Below are 15,410 nucleotides of genomic sequence, written 5' to 3'. Positions count from 1 at the left end.
GCGTTCCCGGCCGTTCACCACGGTGGCCTTGTCGTTCGCCACCGGCTGCTGGTTGGGTCGGCGCCATGGATATCCCGAACATGGGCGTGCCCGAGCGACTCGCCGCCCGGATGAGCATGGCCGAGCAGCATGAGTACCTGCGCAGCCGGTTCTCCCGGCGGAAGGCGCTGCGCGCCGGTGCGATCACCGTCGGCGCCCTGGCGGTGGGCGGGGCGATCAACAGCGGTACGGCGTACGCCGCGCCCGCCGCCGGGCCGACCCTGGTCACCGACCGGGCCTCCTCGACCGTGGACGGCTCGCAGGTCGTCCCGGTCGGCCGTCACCTTCAGTTCGGCGCCGAGCCGGAGAGCGAGTTCCGGATCTCCTGGCAGGTGCCGGTGCCGGTGAAGAAGCCCTTCGTGCGCTACGGCCGCACCCCGTGGGACCTGGAGTGCGAGGTCCGGGCGGAGATCCGCTCGCTGCACACGCCGGCGCTGGTCCCGGGTCAGACCCCGCTGGACCAGTACTACGTGCACGCGGCGCTGGAGGACCTGGAGCCCGACACCACGTACTACTACGGCGTGGGCCACCAGGGCTTCGACCCGACGCGCCAGCAGGCCATCTCCTCGCTCGGCACCTTCCGCACCGCGCCCTCGCGCGACCACCGCTGGGGCAAGGTCTACCAGCCGTTCACCTTCACCGCCTTCGGCGACCAGGGCGTCAGCGTTCATGCGGCCAACAACGACAACGTGATCCTGGCCCAGCAGCCCGCCTTCCACCTGCACGCCGGCGACATCTGCTACGCCGACCCGGACGGCCAGGGCCTGGACGCCGACAAGGTCGACTACAACGCGAAGACCTGGGACGCGTTCCTGGTCCAGACCGAGCCGATCGCCTCGAAGATCCCGTGGATGGTCGCCTACGGCAACCACGACATGGAGGCCTGGTACTCGCACAACGGCTACGGCGGCGAGGACAGCCGCTGGTTCCTGCCGGGCAACGGCCCGGAGCCGCGCAAGGCCCCCGGCGTCTACGCCTTCCGCTACGGCAACGTCGGCGTCGTCTCGCTGGACGCCAACGACGTCTCGTACGAGATCCCGGCCAACCTGGGCCTCACCGCGGGCCGCCAGACCAAGTGGCTGGAGCGCACCCTCAAGGACCTCCGCGGCGACGAGACCGTCGACTTCGTGGTGGTCTTCTTCCACCACTGCGCCTTCTCGACCACCACCGCCCACGCCTCCGAGGGCGGGGTGCGCGAGGCCTGGGTGCCGCTGTTCGAGAAGTACCGGGTGGACCTGGTGATCAACGGTCACAACCACGTCTACGAGCGGACCGACGCGATCCTCGGCAACAAGGTCTCCAAGGCGGTCCCGAGCGGCGCCACCCTGGAGCCGGCGAAGGACGGCGTGGTCTACGTGACCGCGGGCGCCGCCGGCCGCAGCCTCTACTCCTTCGGCGCGCCGCAGAGCTACGAGGGCCACGAGGACCGGGTCGACGAGATCCAGACCTTCTACAACGCCAAGGGGCAGACCAAGGTCGCCGAGACGGTCGAGTGGTCCCGGGTCCGCTACCTGGGCTACTCGTTCATCAAGGTCGACGTCACCCCGGCGCGGCTGGGCCAGCAGTCCTCGATGAAGGTCACCGCGCTGACCGAGACCGGGCAGCGGATCGACCACTACACCATCGTGCGCACGGTGGGCGAGGGCTGGGACAGCGGTTCGGACGACGACGGCGAGGGCGGCGGCTGGGGCTGGTGAGCCCGCGCCGACGCGCTGGTGGTCCGGGGCCGACGCCCCGGTGATCCGGCCGATGACCGACGCCCGCTGACGGACGGGCGTCATGGGCGGTCCCTCGGGAGAGAATCTTCCCGGGGGGCCGTTCGGCTCCTCGCAGAGGTCGCAGAAAGGGCACCACCGGATGTCACAGCAGGTCAGGGGAGTCATCGCACGGGGCAAGGGCGAGCCGGTGCGGGTGGAGACGATCGTGGTGCCCGATCCGGGACCGGGTGAGGCGGTGGTCAAGGTCCAGGCCTGCGGCGTCTGCCACACCGACCTGCACTACCGGGAGGGCGGGATCAACGACGACTTCCCGTTCCTGCTCGGCCACGAGGCGGCCGGCCTGGTGGAGAGCGTCGGCGAGGGCGTCACCGAGGTCGCCCCGGGCGACTTCGTGATCCTCAACTGGCGTGCGGTCTGCGGGCAGTGCCGGGCCTGTCGGCGCGGCCGGCCGCAGTACTGCTTCGCCACCCACAACGCCAAGCAGTCGATGACCCTGCTGGACGGCACCAAGCTCTCGCCGGCGCTGGGCATCGGTGCCTTCGCGGAGAAGACCCTGGTCGCCGCCGGGCAGTGCACCAAGGTCGACCCGGCCGCCTCGCCGGCCGCGGCCGGCCTGCTGGGCTGCGGGGTGATGGCCGGCCTCGGCGCCGCCGTCAACACCGGCGGGGTCGGGCGGGGCGACAGCGTCGCGGTGATCGGCTGCGGTGGCGTGGGCAACGCGGCCGTGCTGGGCGCCCGCCTCGCCGGCGCGGCGAAGATCATCGCGGTGGATGTCGACCCGCGGAAGCTGAACCGGGCGAGCGCGCTCGGGGCCACCCACACGGTGGACTCCTCGAAGAGCGACCCGGTCGAGGAGATCCGGGCGCTGACCGGTGGTCACGGCGCCGACGTGGTGATCGAGGCGGTCGGCCGCCCGGAGACCTACAAGCAGGCCTTCTACGCCCGTGACCTGGCCGGCACGGTGGTGCTGGTGGGCGTGCCGACCCCCGAGATGACCCTGGAGCTGCCGCTGCTGGACGTCTTCGGCCGCGGTGGCGCGCTGAAGTCCTCCTGGTACGGCGACTGCCTGCCCTCGCGCGACTTCCCGATGCTGATCGACCTCTACCTCCAGGGCCGCCTCGACCTGGACGCCTTCGTCACCGAGACGATCGCCCTGGACGAGGTCGAGCAGGCCTTCGACCGGATGCACGGCGGCGACGTGCTGCGTTCGGTGGTGGTGTTCTGATGCAGGTCATGCCTCCCGAGCCGGAGATCGAACACCTGGTCACCGCCGGCACCTTCACCCTGGACGGCGGCAGCTGGGAGGTGGAGAACAACGTCTGGATCATCGCCAACGACCGCGAGGCCGTGGTGATCGACCCCGCGCACGACGCCGAGGCCATCGCGACGGCGGTCGGCGACCGGCGGCTGCTGGCGATCATCTGCACGCACGCCCACAACGACCACGTGAACGGCGCGCCGGCGCTGGCCGCGCTCACCGGCGCGCCGATCCTGCTGCACCCGGACGACCTGCCGCTGTGGAAGCAGGCCCACCCGGGCGACAGCCCCGACGAGGACCTGAGGGACGGTCAGCGACTGGTCGTCGGCGGGATCTACCTGCACGTCCGGCACACCCCCGGGCACAGCCCCGGCAGCGTCAGCCTGTACGTGCCGGCGCTGGACGCGGTGTTCACCGGGGACACCCTGTTCAAGGGCGGGCCGGGGGCGACCGGGCGGTCGTTCTCGGACTTCCCGACCATCATCCGCTCGATCCGCGAGCGGCTGCTCGACCTGCCGCCGGAGACCGTGGTGTACACCGGGCACGGTGAGACCACCACGATCGGCGCGGAGGCGCCGGACCTGCCGGACTGGATCGCCCGCGGGCACTGAGGTGGCGGGGCCCGGGCGGTGTGGTCCGCCCGGGCCCTGGGCTCACAGCGCGGCGAGCTGGGCGGTGAGGGTGTCGCTGTGCTGGAAGGTCAGGCCGGCCAGCGCGACGTGCTTCCAGCGGACCGTGCCGTCGGCGTCGAGGATGAAGACCGAGCGGCGCAGGCCCAGGCCGGGTACCGCGATGCCGTAGGCCTTGGCGACCGTGCGCTCGGTGTCGGCGAGCAGCGGGAAGCCGAGCCGGTGCTTGCGCGCGAAGCGCTCGTGGCTGTCGAGGTCCTGCGGGCTGATGCCCCAGACCGTGGCGCCGAGGCCCTTGAAGCGGTCCAGGTCGGAGGTGTACGAGCAGAGCTGCTTGGTGCAGACGGCGGTGTCGTCGCCCGGGTAGAAGACCAGCACGAGCGGGGCACCGGCCGCGTCGGCGAGCCGGTAGTCGCGGCGGTCGGCGGTGCCGCCCTCGCTGTCGCCGTCGAGGACGAGGCCGGGGAGGGTGAAGTCGGGGGCGGGCGAGCCGACCTCGGGGGACTTGGCCATCGGGGAACCCTTCGTGGGCTGTAGTGGATAGAACGTTCGTTCTTCCGGTGTGCCGAATGGTAGCCCGGCGGCGGTGCCGGCGCCAGCACCACGGTCGGGGCCGGGCGCTCGTGCAGTACGGTCGGGGACGTGAGTACGTCTGCCGCCACCAGCGCTTCCGCCGACGCCCCGCCCGTCCCTCGCCGGTCCGCGGCCCGCGAGCGCGTACTCGCGGCCGCCACCCGGCTGTTCTACGCCGAGGGGATCCATGCCGTGGGCGTGGACCGGATCATCACCGAGGCCGGCGTCACCCGGGCCACCTTCTACCGGCACTTCCCGGGCAAGGAGGACCTGGTCCGCTCGTACGTCGAGGAGTGGGACGCCCGGGTGCGTGCCGAGGCGGTCAGCGTGCTGGCCCGGCTGACGGCGGAACAGGTGCTGCCGGCGCTGGTCGCCCGGCTGGCCGAGGAGATGTGCGGGCCGGGCTTCCGAGGCTGCCCGTTCATCAACGCCGCGGCCGAGTACCCGGATGCCGACCACCCGGTGACCCTCGCCATCGCCGCGCACCGGCAGTGGTTCCGCGGCCTGCTGGCGCGCCTGCTCGCCGAGACCGGCCTGCCGGTGGAGGCGGCCGAGCAGCGCGCCGACGAGCTGGTGCTGCTGCGCGACGGCGCGATGGTCGGCGCCGCGCTGGGCGCCCCGACGCCGGTGGCCGCGACTCTGGAACGCGCGGTGCGGGAACTGCTCCGGGCCGGTTAGCGCCTGGCGCCGGGCCGGGGTCGTAAGCTCGCTGGTCATGACCGTGACGCGTTCCGCCCTGCTCTTCGTGCTCGCCGCCCTGCTGGAGATCGGGGGTGCCTGGCTGGTCTGGCAGGGCGTCCGCGAACACCGGGGCTGGGCGTGGATCGGCGTGGGCGTGGTGGCCCTCGGCGCCTACGGTTTCGTGGCGACCCTGCAGCCCGACAGCCACTTCGGCCGGGTACTGGCCGCCTACGGCGGCGTGTTCGTGGCCGGCTCGCTGCTGTGGGGCGTGCTGGTCGACGGCTTCCGCCCGAGCCGGTACGACGTGATCGGCGCGGTGATCTGCCTGGCGGGGGTGGCGGTGATCATGTACGGGCCGCGGGGGCGGTAGGGGTGGGTGCCCCTGGCGCCGGCGGTGGGGTGCCGGGATGCGGTCGGCGGTGGGGTGGCGCAGGGTCGAGGCATGAGCGGTGTGATCGTGCTGATGGAGTTGGAGCCGAGTACCGAGGTGCTCAGCGGCGGCGAGGTCGACGTGGGGGCGCGGATCCGGTGGGTGCATGCCGCCCCGGCGGATCCGGAGGTGCCGGAGGACCCCGGACCGCTGACCTTCTGCGGGATCGACACCGGGCCGCTGGAGCGGGAGCCGTACGTCCCCGCCGCGCCTGGTGACCCCTGGTACCCGCCCTCGCAGCGCACCCGCCGCTGCCGAGCCTGCGAGGCCGCGCTGCGTGCGCGGTGAGGGGGTGGGGTGGCGGGAGCGGTCGGTGGTGGGGGCACGGGCGGACCGCGGGCCCCGGGTGGGGCGCGCGGTCCGCGTGGGGCGGGCGGGTCAGGGGGCGGAGGTCAGGGTGCGGGGCTGGGGGACGAGGAGGTCGGCGAGCCGGGCGGCCGAGGTGCCCAGGCCGGTCGGGCCGCCGATCGGGGCCGGGACGACCGGCCGCGTGGTGCCCGCGAGGGTGGCCGGGCCGCCCGGGGGCTGGGTGCCGGCCGGGCTGCCGCCCGCGGACGAGGGCGAGCCGGGGAACGCGGCGGCGGCCGCGCCGATGAGCGCACCCGCGACGGAGGCCGCGCCGGGCGGCGCCGCCAGGTCCGAGAACGGTCCGGAGGCGGTGAGCGCGCCGCCGACCGGCCCGGCCGGGATCCGGCCGGGCCGGCGGAACCGCGGCGAGGGCTGGTGCTCCAGGTGCGCCTCGCCGTAGCGCAGGCAGTCGCGGTGCCAGACGTAGATGCCGGACAGCCAGTCCCGCAAGTCCGACACGTAGTCCCCGACGGCCGCGCGGGCGGCCGGGTCGAGGTCGAAGTCCTCCAGGAGCTGCGGGAGTTCGTGCGCCGCGATGTGCTGGAACTGTCGCATCCGGGACGTCATCAGATCGTTGACGACGGCCGCCGCCTGCGGGATGTCGCAGTTCAGGAAGGACTGCACCACCAGCACGGCGTTGTGCAGCTCGCCCTCGAACTGGATCTCCTTCTGGAACGAGAACATGTCGTTGAGCAGGCAGGCGTAGTCCGCGGCGGAGTTCTCCAGCGCGACCATCGGGCCGGCCCGGAACACCTCCTCCGGCACCGCGTTCGCCCGGGCGATCCGGCACAGGCTCATGGTGAGGTCGGAGCCGAAGGTCCTGCGGCGCATCTCGATGTAGTCGACCGGGTCGGGGATCCGGTGCTGGGCCTGGTTGGTGAGTTCCCAGAGCCAGCTGACCGTCATATCCTCGACCGAGGTGCGGAACCGCTGCCGGGCACTCGGTGTCATCGCACCGGCCGTGCGGGCCCAGAGGTCGGCCAGGCCGCGTTCCAACGCCGTGGCGGCCGTGGCCGCCTGGGGGTCGCCGGGCAGCGCGTCTAGCGGCATCTGCGCGGCGAGCCGCTCCACGCAGAGCCGCGCGCCGGTCAGGTCGCGCGAGTAGCCGAAGGCGCGGACGAGGTAGTCGTCGGCGTAGGTGCCCCAGAGCAGCCAGTCGCTGGTCAGGTCGAGCTTGTCGGGGGCGGCGTCCGGGTCGATGCCGGCCGCGCAGAGCGGCAGGTCGTACCGGACGAGCTGCTCCTCGGTCCAGACGCCGGAGCTGAGGTCGCCGGGCTGCTCGTCCAGCAGGCCCATCTCCCGGGCCCAGCCGCGGACATGGCGCCGCGAGGACTCCAGGTGCGGGCTGAGCCGGGGCGTGAACGGCAGGTAGAAGTCCGGCAGTGGGAGCGGGCCGACCTGCTGGTAGGGGACGTGGGTGAAGTTGCGCGGCCCGCCGGGCGAGGCCAGACCGAGCGAGCGCACCAGGTCGGCCGCCGAGGCCCCCAATCCGCCCGGGAGCAGGGCGAGTCCACCGAACGCTCCACCGAACGCGGGGTCGACCCCGCGGGCTCCCGCACCCGGTTGACCGTTCATGTAGCGGCTGGAGCGCATGTGCCACTCGTGGCCACCGGACTGCCAGTCCTGCAGCCCCTTGACGTATGCCAGCACGTCCGCGCAGGCCTTCGGATCGAGGTCGAACTCGACGAACAGCGGGGGGAGTTCGGTCACCACGGTGTTCTCGAACTGGCGCAGCCGGGAGGTCAGGATCTCGTTGACCGCGTCGGCGGCCCGCTGCGTGGGGTAGCCGAGGAAGGTCTCCAGCACCAGTACGCCGTTGCTGAGTTCGCCCTCCTCCTCGGTCTCCCGCTGGTAGGAGAAGAGGTCGTTGCGCAGGTGAACGCCGTCCGCGAAGGTGTCCCGGAGCACCCGCAGCGGACGGCTGCCGGCGACCACCGCGGGGACCTCGGCGCCCACGGCGTGCTCGACCAGCCCGGCGGACCAGGGCGCGCCGCCGACCTTGCGGCGCATCTCGATGTACTCGACCGGGTTGGGGATCCGGCCGGCGTTGATGTTGGACAGCTCCCAGAGCGACTCGTTGAGCAGGTGCTCGGTGCTCTCGCGGAACCGGGCCCGCCAGTCCAGCGACATGCTGGGGACCGTCCGGGCCCAGAGGTCGGCCAGGCCGGCCTCCACCGGGTTGGTCGGTTCGGGGAAGCCGTCGGCGAGGTCCATCGGCATGAACGCGGCCAGCCGGTCCAGGTAGGCCTTGCCGCCGGCGCGGTCCTGGCTGCGCTTGAAGGTCTCCAGGAAGTGGTCGTCGAAGAAGAACACCCAGACGTACCAGTCGGTCACCAGGGCGAGCTCGGCCGCGTCCGTGTCGGGGTGGGTGTAGGCGCAGAGCAGGGCGTAGTCGTGCGACTCCAGGTCGTGGGTGTCCCAGACGCCGGAGCCCTCCAGCATGCCCATCGCGCGGGCCCACGTCCTGGTGTGCGCCCGGGCGCTCTCCAGGTGCGGGTTGAGGCGCGCCGGGTGCGGCACGTAGAACTCGGGCAGTTCGAAGGGTTGTGCGGTCGACGCCTTCGAAGGTGTCGAAGGCGTCGAAGGTCCTGTGGTCACCGTGGCCCCCCAGCGTGGTCGCTCGCGGGTGACCGTCGGCGCGGCACCCGGACCGGCGGCGCGCACGGTCCGGGTGCGGACCCGGGCCGTGCGACCGGTCCTGCCCAGTCTCGGCAGGAGGCTCCGGGCCGTACAGCCGCGTGTGGCAGCGCGGGCCCGGCTTGCGGCCGAGGCCGCACGGGATCTTTCGAGCGAAGATCCACCGAACGCCTGCGCGCCGGGGGAGGACCGGCTAGGACTACTGCCGGTAGGTGGTCAGGAAGCGGCCGATCCGGCTGATCGCGGTCTCCAGGTCGTCCGCCCGGGGCAGCGTGACGAAGCGGAAGTGGTCCGGGCGCGGCCAGTTGAAGCCGGTGCCCTGGACGATGTGGATCTTCTCGCGGAGCAGCAGGTCCAGCACGAACCGCTCGTCGTCGTGGATCTCGTGCACCGCCGGATCCAGCTTGGCGAACGCGTACAGCGCGCCCTTCGGCTTGACGCAGCTGACCCCCGGCAGCTCGTTCAGCGCCCGCCAGGCGACGTCGCGCTGCTCGGTCAGCCGGCCGTTCGGCAGGGTGAGGTCGTGGATGGACTGGTGCCCGCCGAGCGCCGCCTGGACCGCGTACTGCGCCGGGACGTTCGGGCACAGCCGCATCCCGGCCAGCATGGTGAGCCCCTCCAGGTAGTCCCTGGCGTGCTCCTTCGGACCGGACACCACCAACCAGCCGCTGCGGAACCCGGCCACCCGGTAGGACTTGGAGAGCCCGTTGAAGGTGAGGGTCAGCACGTCGTCGGAGAGCGCGGCCAGGCAGTGGTGCTCGGTGCCGTCGTAGAGGATCTTGTCGTAGATCTCGTCCGCGAACACCACCAGACCGTGTCGGCGGGCCAGGTCCAGGATCCCCTCCAGCAGCTCCTTCGGGTAGACCGCGCCGGTCGGGTTGTTGGGGTTGATGACGACGATGGCCTTGGTCCGGTGGTTGATCTTGGCGGCGATGTCGGCCAGGTCCGGGTACCACTCGGCCTCCTCGTCGCAGAGGTAGTGCACCGCCTTGCCACCGGCGAACCGGACCACCGCCGTCCACAGCGGGTAGTCCGGGGCGGGCACCAGCACCTCGTCACCGTCGTCCACCAGGGCCTGCACGGCCATCGGGATCAGCTCGGACACGCCGTTGCCGAGGTAGACGTCGTTGACGCCGACCCCGGGCACCCCGCGCTGCTGGTAGTACTGCACCACGGCCCGGCGGGCGGGCATGATCCCGCGCGAGTCGCTGTAGCCGTGCGCCTGGGGGAGGTGACGGATGATGTCCTGCAGGATCTCGGCGGGCGCCTCGAAGCCGAAGGCGGCCGGGTTGCCGGTGTTCAGTCGCAGCACGCTGTGGCCGGCCTCCTCCAGGGCGTTCGCCTGGTCGACCACCGGACCGCGGATCTCGTAGCAGACGCCCGAGAGCTTGCTGGACTGGCGATACTCCATTGCTGCGGCCTCCCGACCCTCACCCACACTGGTGCTTTGTTCTACCAAGTAAGCACTTGGAAAGTCCAACCTTTTGGCTATGCTGATCACCATGTCACGTCAGTCACACCGAAGCTACGACCAGTACTGCGCCGTCGCCCGGGCCCTGGACGCGGTGGGGGAGCGCTGGAGCCTCCTGATCGTCCGTGAACTGCTGGGCGGGCCGCGCCGCTACACCGATCTGCACGCGGACCTGCCGGGAGTGAGCACCGACATCCTGGCGGCCCGGCTGAAGCAGCTGGAGGCCGAGGGCGTGCTGCAACGGCGGCGGATGGAACCACCCGCACGGGGGATGGTCTACGAGTTGACGGCGCGTGGGGAGGCGCTGCGCGCGGTGGTGGCGGCGCTCGGGGAGTGGGGGCTGGACGCGCTCGGCGCGCCCCGGCCGACGGACGCGGTGCGCGGGCACTGGGTGACGGTGACGCACGAGCCCGTCGGCTGAGGTCGGCGCCGGTCAGCCGGTCAGCCGGTCGTCAGGCGGCCGATCGGTCCGCCCCGGGGACGGGGTCAGGGCGAGAGCGACGGTGCCCGGCGGAGGCCGAACTCGCGCCGGAGCGCCGAACGCGCCGCCAGGTACCCGCACATGCCGTGCACGCCGGGCCCCGGCGGGGTGGCGGCGGAGCAGAGGTACACCCCGGGCAGGGCGGTGCGGTACGGGTCCCAGCGGGGCACCGGCCGCAGCACGGACTGCCGCAGCGTGAGCGCCCCGGCGGAGATGTCGCCGCCGACGTAGTTGGGGTTGTACCGCTCCAACGCGGCCGCGCTGCGCGCCTGTCGGGCGATCACGGTGTCGGCGAACCCGGGCGCGTACCGCTCGATCGACGCCGTCACCAGCTCCGCCGGATCCGTGGGGTCGCCGTTCGGCACGTGCGCGTACGCCCACACCGGACGGGCCCCGCCGGCCGCCCGCCCCGGGTCGGTCACCGCCGGGTCGACCACCAGCACGAACGGCCGTCCGCCGGGCAGCCCCCGGGCGACCCGGGTCTCCTGCCGGAACACCTCGCGCTGGGTGCCGCCGAGGTGCACCGTGCCGGCCCGGCCCACCCGGGGATCGGCCCAGGGGATCGGCGCCGAGACCAGGAAGTCGACCTTGGCGGCCCCGGGCCCGTACCGGAACGCGCGCAGGGCACGCCGGTAGCGCTCGGGCAGCAGCGCTCCCGCCACCCGCAGGAACTCCGTCGGCCCGAGATCCAGCAGCACCGCCCGGGCGCCGCGCAGTTCGCGCAGGTCGGCGACCCGGCGCCCGGTGGTGATCCGCCCGCCGTGCGCGGTCAGGTCCGCGGCCATCGCCCGGGCGATCCGGTCGCTGCCGCCGCGCACCAGCGGCCAGCCGGTGCCGTGCGCCAGGTGACCCAGCAGTAGCGCCACCGCGGCACCGGTCGGCGAGGGCAGCCGACCGACGGCGTGCGCGGCGACGCCGGCCAGCAGCGCCGGGGCCTGCTCGCCGGCGAACTGGTGGCGGGCGAGCGGCGTGCCGACGGTGGGGAGCCGCGCCGCCAGCAGCAGCGCGGCCACCGGGTCCGCCGGCAGGCTCCGCTGGCCGGACAGCATCAGGTCGACCAGCCCGCGGCTGTGCGGCAGCAGCGGCTCCATCAGGGCGCGCCAGCGCCGTCCGTCCGGTCCGAGCTCCGCGCAGGTCCGGCGCAGGCTCCGGTAGGCGAGCCCGGCCCGCCCGCCCGGGAGCGGGTGGGCGTAGCTCAGCTCCGGCACCAGCAGGTCGACGCCGCGCGCGGCCAGGTCGAACTCGCGCAGGAACCGGGACGCCCGGGCCATCGGGTGGGCGGTCGAGCAGAGGTCGTGCCGCACGTCGGGGCGGAAGAGCGCGGCCGACCGCAACCCGCCGCCGACCTCCGGTGCCGCCTCGTGGAGCTCGACCGCGAGCCCGGCCCGGGCCATGGTGATCGCGGCGGCCAGACCGTTCGGTCCGGATCCGACCACCGCGACGTCCGGCCGGCCGTCCGTCATGGTCCGCGCTCCTCTCGACGGTCACAGTGATCATCCCGCCACCGGGTGCGCGGCGCACCCCGGTCGATCCGGGGCGCCGCGGCGCGCGTAGCATCGTGCCGCCATGGACGAGACCACCGCCCCCACCCGCTTCGCGAGCTACGTCGCCGTCGGTGACTCCTTCACCGAGGGCATGTGCGACGAGCTGCTCCCGGACGGCCACTACCGCGGCTGGGCCGACCGGCTCGCCGCCGCGCTGGCCGCCGAGGACGGCGGATCCGGCTTCGGGTACGCCAATCTGGCGGTCCGGGGCAAGCTGATCGGCCAGATCTGCGACGAGCAGCTGGCAGCGGCCGCCGGGATGGGGGCCGAGCTGGTCACCCTGGCCGGCGGGCTGAACGACGTGCTGCGCCCCGGCTGCGACATCGCCGAGGTCGAAGCCCGGCTGGCGGCGGCGGCCGAGCGGCTGCTGGCCACCGGTGCCACCGTGGTGCTCTTCACCAGCACCGACCCGAGCCGCCGGATGGCCGGCAGTGCCCGGCTGATGCCCGCGATCCGCCGGCTCAAGGCCTTCGTCGAGGGGTTCGTCGCCGCGCACCCGGGGGCCGTGGTGGTGGATCTGTTCTCGGCCGGCTGCTTCGACGACCGGCGGCTGTGGGCCGAGGACCGGCTGCACCTCTCGCCGGAGGGCCACCGCCGGGTCGCCGAGGCGGTGCTCCAGGCGCTCGGCCGCCCGGCCGCCTTCGACTGGCGCGCCGCGCTGCCGCCCGCCCCGCCGGCCGGGCGGTGGCGGCGGGTGCGGTCCGACCTGCGCTGGCTGCGGATCCACGTCGGCCCGTGGCTGGTCCGGCGGCTGACCGGCCGCTCCTCGGGGGACGGCCGGCCGGCGAAGCGGGCCGAGCTGCTGCCGTACGAGGGCTGACCGGCCGCGGCCGGACTCTGCCCCTCGGTGGGGTGCGGTGAGTATGCTCGGCTGCCGTGACCACGACGTCGGGTAACCACTCTCAGCTGACCCCCGCTCAACTGACCTCCGCGACGGCGCGTTTCCGCTCCGCCCGCGACCTGCTGCTGCGGCCGGGCGCCGAGCGGTTCGCCTGGCCGGCCATCGAGGGCCGGTTCAACTGGGCGGTCGACTGGTTCGACGCGATCGCCCGCGGCAACGACCGGACCGCGCTGTGGATCGCCGAGGAGGACGGCACCGAGGCCCGCTACAGCTTCGCCGAACTGGCCCACCGCTCCGACCAGGTGGCGCACTGGCTGGCGGGTCAGGGGGTGCGTCCCGGTGACCGGGTGCTGCTGATGCTCGGCAACCAGGTCGAGTTGTGGGAGGCGATGCTCGCGGTGATGAAGCTCGGCGCGGTGATCATGCCGACCACCACCGCGCTCGGCCCGGCCGACCTGGCCGACCGGATCGCCCGCGGTGCGGCGGGGCACGTGCTGGCGAACGTCGCGGACACCGCGAAGTTCCAGGGCCTGGAGGGGAGTTGGACCCGGATCGCGGTGGGTGAGGGTGAGGCCGCCGGCTGGGCCCGGTACGCCGACGCCTACACCCTGGCGGAGCCGTCGCCGTTCGAGACCCGTACCGCGCCCGGCGATCCGCTGCTGGTCTACTTCACCTCCGGCACCACCAGCCGGCCCAAGTTGGTCGAGCACACACAGATCTCCTACCCCGTCGGGCATTTGACGACGATGCACTGGATCGGCCTGCGCCCGGGTGACGTCCACCTCAACATCAGCTCGCCGGGCTGGGCGAAGCACGCCTGGAGCTGCTTCTTCGCGCCGTGGATCGCCGAGGCGACCATCTTCGTGTACAACTACACCCGCTTCGACGCCACTCGGCTGGTCGAGCAGCTGCACCGGGCCCGGGTCACCACCTTCTGCGCGCCGCCCACGGTGTGGCGGATGCTGATCCAGAGCGACCTGTCGGCCGGCCCGGGCGCGTTGCGCGAGCTGGTCGCGGCCGGCGAGCCGCTCAACCCCGAGGTGATCGCGCGGATCGAGGAGCACTGGGGCCTGACCATCCGGGACGGCTTCGGGCAGACCGAGACCACCCTGCTGGTCGGCAACGCCCCGGGTGCGCCGGTCAAGCCCGGCTCGATGGGCCGCCCGCTGCCCGGTGTGCCGGTGGTGCTGGTGGACCCGGTCTCCGGGAAGGCCGCCGACGAGGGCGAGTTGTGCCTGGACCTCGCCGAGCGGCCGCTCAACCTGATGACCGGCTACCTGGGCGACCCCGAGCGCAACGCGGAGGTGACGGCCGGCGGTTACTACCGCACCGGTGACGTGGCGAGCCGTGACGCGGACGGCTACATCAGCTACGTCGGCCGCACCGACGACGTGTTCAAGGCGTCCGACTACAAGGTCTCCCCGTTCGAGCTGGAGAGCGTGCTGATCGAGCACCCGGCGGTGGCCGAGGCGGCGGTGGTGCCGGCGCCGGACCCGACCCGGCTCGCGGTGCCGAAGGCGTACGTCGCGCTCGCACCCGGCTGGGAGCCGGACCGCGAGACGGCGCTGGCGATCCTGCGGCACGCCCGGCAGGACCTGGCGCCCTACCTGCGGGTGCGCCGGGTCGAGTTCTTCGAGCTGCCGAAGACCATCTCCGGCAAGATCCGCCGGGTCGAGCTGCGGGCCCGCGAGGAGCACGGGTTGCCGGCCACGGCCCGGGAGTGGCGCGACGACCAGTTCCCCGAGCTGCGCGGCTAAGGCCTGTCTGACAACTCCCGCCGGGCGCCCAACGCCGCGCGCTGATCCGACGCGAATTGTCAGACAGGCCCTTGCGCCCCGTCAGGCGGCCCAGGGCGGGCTGAGGACCGTGCCGTCGGCGAGTTCGGCCCGCAGGCCGAGCCGGGTGGTGACCCAGGCGCGGCCCGCCTCCCGCTCGGAGCCGTGCACGGCGAGGCGGCAGCCGGCGGGGGCGATCACCACGTCGCCGGCCCGGGCGGTGGTCTGCTCGTCGTCGATCGAGAAGGCCAGCTCGCCCGCCTGGACCAGGAAGACCTCCTCCCGGCTGATGGTGTGCGGTACGCCGCGGCTGCCGGCCGGGATCTCCAGCCGCCAGGCGGCGAGTTCGGTGCTGCCGGTGGCGCTGGTGGCGTAGGAGGTGAAGCGGGCGCCGTGCACCTCGTGGACGGCGCCCTCGGCGGCGGTGATGACGGGCATGGGGGTCCCTTCGTGGAAGCAAATGGTCAAGCTGCTTGTCTATATGGTCAAGCTACTTGTCTATCTCGTCAAGTGGCAGACTGGCCGCCATGACCGAAGCCCCCGACCCCGTGGCCCTCAGCCTCCCGCCGCTGGTGCTGAGCCTGGCGGCCGACCTGGTGCGCCGGATCGACGACGGGGTCCGCCGGCGCGGCTTCGCCGACCTGCGCCCGGCGCACGGCTACGCCTTCGTGCGGCTCGCCCCGGACGGCGCCACCGTCGGTGAGCTGGCCGAGCACCTGGACGTCACCAAGCAGGCGGCCAGCCAGCTGGTCGAGGAGCTGGTCCGCAAGGGCTACGTCGAGCGCCACCCGCACCCGGCCGACGCGCGGGCCCGGCTGATCGTGCTCACCGAGCGCGGCCGGGCCTGTACCCGGGCGGCCGAGGAGGCGGCGGCCGACGCGGTCCGCCCGTGGCAGGCCGAGCTGGGGCCGGCCCGACTGCGCGAGCTGCGCGACGGACTGGCCCGGCTCGCCCCGTCCGGCCGGCTGCGTCCGCTCTGGTGAAA

Annotated in this window: 14 protein-coding genes and 1 pseudogene; 10 read left to right on the top strand and 5 right to left on the bottom strand. The window is 73.3% G+C overall.

Going from position 1 to position 15,410, the window contains the following annotated elements; translation table 11 throughout:
• The first annotated feature begins 65 nt into the window (after positions 1-65).
• From ACIGXM_RS16540 to ACIGXM_RS16530, 3 genes are all read left to right on the top strand, one after another.
• Entirely contained in the window at positions 66-1,736 is a 1,671-nt protein-coding gene (locus ACIGXM_RS16540) for a purple acid phosphatase family protein (protein WP_396561348.1), read from the top strand.
• 160 nt (positions 1,737-1,896) lie between these two features.
• Positions 1,897-2,982: an S-(hydroxymethyl)mycothiol dehydrogenase gene (locus tag ACIGXM_RS16535; RefSeq protein WP_396561346.1), complete on the top strand. Its 1,086-nt coding sequence runs from the start codon at positions 1,897-1,899 to the stop codon at positions 2,980-2,982.
• The gene (locus ACIGXM_RS16530) at positions 2,982-3,626 is read left to right on the top strand and encodes an MBL fold metallo-hydrolase (protein ID WP_396561344.1); all 645 of its coding nucleotides are present in this window, start codon (positions 2,982-2,984) and stop codon (positions 3,624-3,626) included. Before ACIGXM_RS16535 ends, ACIGXM_RS16530 begins: the two co-directional genes overlap by 1 nt.
• 42 nt (positions 3,627-3,668) lie before the next feature.
• On the opposite strand, the gene ACIGXM_RS16525 is transcribed toward ACIGXM_RS16530, so the two are convergent.
• A complete protein-coding gene (locus ACIGXM_RS16525) occupies positions 3,669-4,157 on the bottom strand; it encodes a peroxiredoxin (protein WP_396561342.1) in 489 nt (162 codons plus the stop codon).
• Positions 4,158-4,286: 129 nt separating this feature from the next.
• Between ACIGXM_RS16525 and ACIGXM_RS16520 the strand changes: the two genes are divergently transcribed.
• The 3 genes from ACIGXM_RS16520 to ACIGXM_RS16510 all read left to right on the top strand — a co-directional run bounded on the left by ACIGXM_RS16520 (position 4,287) and on the right by ACIGXM_RS16510 (position 5,616).
• Positions 4,287-4,895, top strand: a complete 609-nt coding sequence (locus ACIGXM_RS16520; protein WP_396561340.1) for a TetR/AcrR family transcriptional regulator — start codon at positions 4,287-4,289, stop codon at positions 4,893-4,895.
• 37 nt (positions 4,896-4,932) lie between these two features.
• Complete coding sequence (locus tag ACIGXM_RS16515) at positions 4,933-5,268, top strand: YnfA family protein (RefSeq protein WP_396561338.1); 336 nt, start codon at positions 4,933-4,935, stop codon at positions 5,266-5,268.
• Between the two features lie 72 nt (positions 5,269-5,340).
• Complete coding sequence (locus ACIGXM_RS16510; RefSeq protein WP_396561336.1) at positions 5,341-5,616, top strand: hypothetical protein; 276 nt, start codon at positions 5,341-5,343, stop codon at positions 5,614-5,616.
• Between the two features lie 90 nt (positions 5,617-5,706).
• Here the strand turns inward: ACIGXM_RS16510 and ACIGXM_RS16505 are convergent, their stop codons facing one another.
• Positions 5,707-8,274 (bottom strand): germacradienol/geosmin synthase, encoded by a 2,568-nt coding sequence (locus ACIGXM_RS16505; RefSeq protein WP_396561335.1) that lies wholly within the window; start codon positions 8,272-8,274, stop codon positions 5,707-5,709.
• Positions 8,275-8,512: 238 nt separating this feature from the next.
• Positions 8,513-9,724, bottom strand: a complete 1,212-nt coding sequence (locus ACIGXM_RS16500) for a pyridoxal phosphate-dependent aminotransferase (protein ID WP_396561333.1) — start codon at positions 9,722-9,724, stop codon at positions 8,513-8,515.
• Between the two features lie 91 nt (positions 9,725-9,815).
• Here ACIGXM_RS16500 and ACIGXM_RS16495 point away from each other — a divergent pair.
• Positions 9,816-10,175: pseudogene (locus ACIGXM_RS16495) on the top strand (winged helix-turn-helix transcriptional regulator); the annotation flags it as partial.
• Between the two features lie 95 nt (positions 10,176-10,270).
• Here the strand turns inward: ACIGXM_RS16495 and ACIGXM_RS16490 are convergent.
• The gene (locus tag ACIGXM_RS16490) at positions 10,271-11,728 is read right to left on the bottom strand and encodes a phytoene desaturase family protein (protein ID WP_396561331.1); all 1,458 of its coding nucleotides are present in this window, start codon (positions 11,726-11,728) and stop codon (positions 10,271-10,273) included.
• Between the two features lie 103 nt (positions 11,729-11,831).
• On the opposite strand from ACIGXM_RS16490, the gene ACIGXM_RS16485 reads away from it, so the two are divergent.
• Complete coding sequence (locus tag ACIGXM_RS16485; RefSeq protein WP_396561329.1) at positions 11,832-12,629, top strand: SGNH/GDSL hydrolase family protein; 798 nt, start codon at positions 11,832-11,834, stop codon at positions 12,627-12,629.
• A 56-nt stretch (positions 12,630-12,685) separates the two neighbouring features.
• Positions 12,686-14,407: an AMP-binding protein gene (locus tag ACIGXM_RS16480; protein WP_396561327.1), complete on the top strand. Its 1,722-nt coding sequence runs from the start codon at positions 12,686-12,688 to the stop codon at positions 14,405-14,407.
• A gap of 81 nt (positions 14,408-14,488) precedes the next feature.
• Here the strand turns inward: ACIGXM_RS16480 and ACIGXM_RS16475 are convergent, their stop codons facing one another.
• Positions 14,489-14,863: a cupin domain-containing protein gene (locus tag ACIGXM_RS16475; protein WP_396561325.1), complete on the bottom strand. Its 375-nt coding sequence runs from the start codon at positions 14,861-14,863 to the stop codon at positions 14,489-14,491.
• An 89-nt stretch (positions 14,864-14,952) separates the two neighbouring features.
• On the opposite strand from ACIGXM_RS16475, the gene ACIGXM_RS16470 reads away from it, so the two are divergent.
• On the top strand, positions 14,953-15,408 hold the full coding sequence (locus ACIGXM_RS16470) for a MarR family winged helix-turn-helix transcriptional regulator (protein WP_396561323.1): 456 nt from the start codon (positions 14,953-14,955) through the stop codon (positions 15,406-15,408).
• Positions 15,409-15,410: the final 2 nt, after the last annotated feature.

Origin of the sequence: Kitasatospora sp. NPDC052896, assembly GCF_044547075.1 — a bacterium.
Classification (GTDB): domain Bacteria; phylum Actinomycetota; class Actinomycetes; order Streptomycetales; family Streptomycetaceae; genus Kitasatospora.
This window is presented reverse-complemented; position numbering and strand designations above follow the sequence as displayed.

Excerpts from the sequence above, each read along its gene's own strand:
- ACIGXM_RS16540 (WP_396561348.1), top strand. The coding sequence starts at position 66 with ATGGATATCCCGAACATGGGCGTGCCCGAGCGACTCGCCGCCCGGATG.
- ACIGXM_RS16535 (WP_396561346.1), top strand. The coding sequence starts at position 1,897 with ATGTCACAGCAGGTCAGGGGAGTCATCGCACGGGGCAAGGGCGAGCCG.
- ACIGXM_RS16530 (WP_396561344.1), top strand. The coding sequence starts at position 2,982 with ATGCAGGTCATGCCTCCCGAGCCGGAGATCGAACACCTGGTCACCGCC.
- ACIGXM_RS16525 (WP_396561342.1), bottom strand. The coding sequence starts at position 4,157 with ATGGCCAAGTCCCCCGAGGTCGGCTCGCCCGCCCCCGACTTCACCCTC.
- ACIGXM_RS16515 (WP_396561338.1), top strand. The coding sequence starts at position 4,933 with ATGACCGTGACGCGTTCCGCCCTGCTCTTCGTGCTCGCCGCCCTGCTG.
- ACIGXM_RS16510 (WP_396561336.1), top strand. The coding sequence starts at position 5,341 with ATGAGCGGTGTGATCGTGCTGATGGAGTTGGAGCCGAGTACCGAGGTG.
- ACIGXM_RS16500 (WP_396561333.1), bottom strand. The coding sequence starts at position 9,724 with ATGGAGTATCGCCAGTCCAGCAAGCTCTCGGGCGTCTGCTACGAGATC.
- ACIGXM_RS16490 (WP_396561331.1), bottom strand. The coding sequence starts at position 11,728 with ATGACGGACGGCCGGCCGGACGTCGCGGTGGTCGGATCCGGACCGAAC.
- ACIGXM_RS16485 (WP_396561329.1), top strand. The coding sequence starts at position 11,832 with ATGGACGAGACCACCGCCCCCACCCGCTTCGCGAGCTACGTCGCCGTC.
- ACIGXM_RS16475 (WP_396561325.1), bottom strand. The coding sequence starts at position 14,863 with ATGCCCGTCATCACCGCCGCCGAGGGCGCCGTCCACGAGGTGCACGGC.
- ACIGXM_RS16470 (WP_396561323.1), top strand. The coding sequence starts at position 14,953 with ATGACCGAAGCCCCCGACCCCGTGGCCCTCAGCCTCCCGCCGCTGGTG.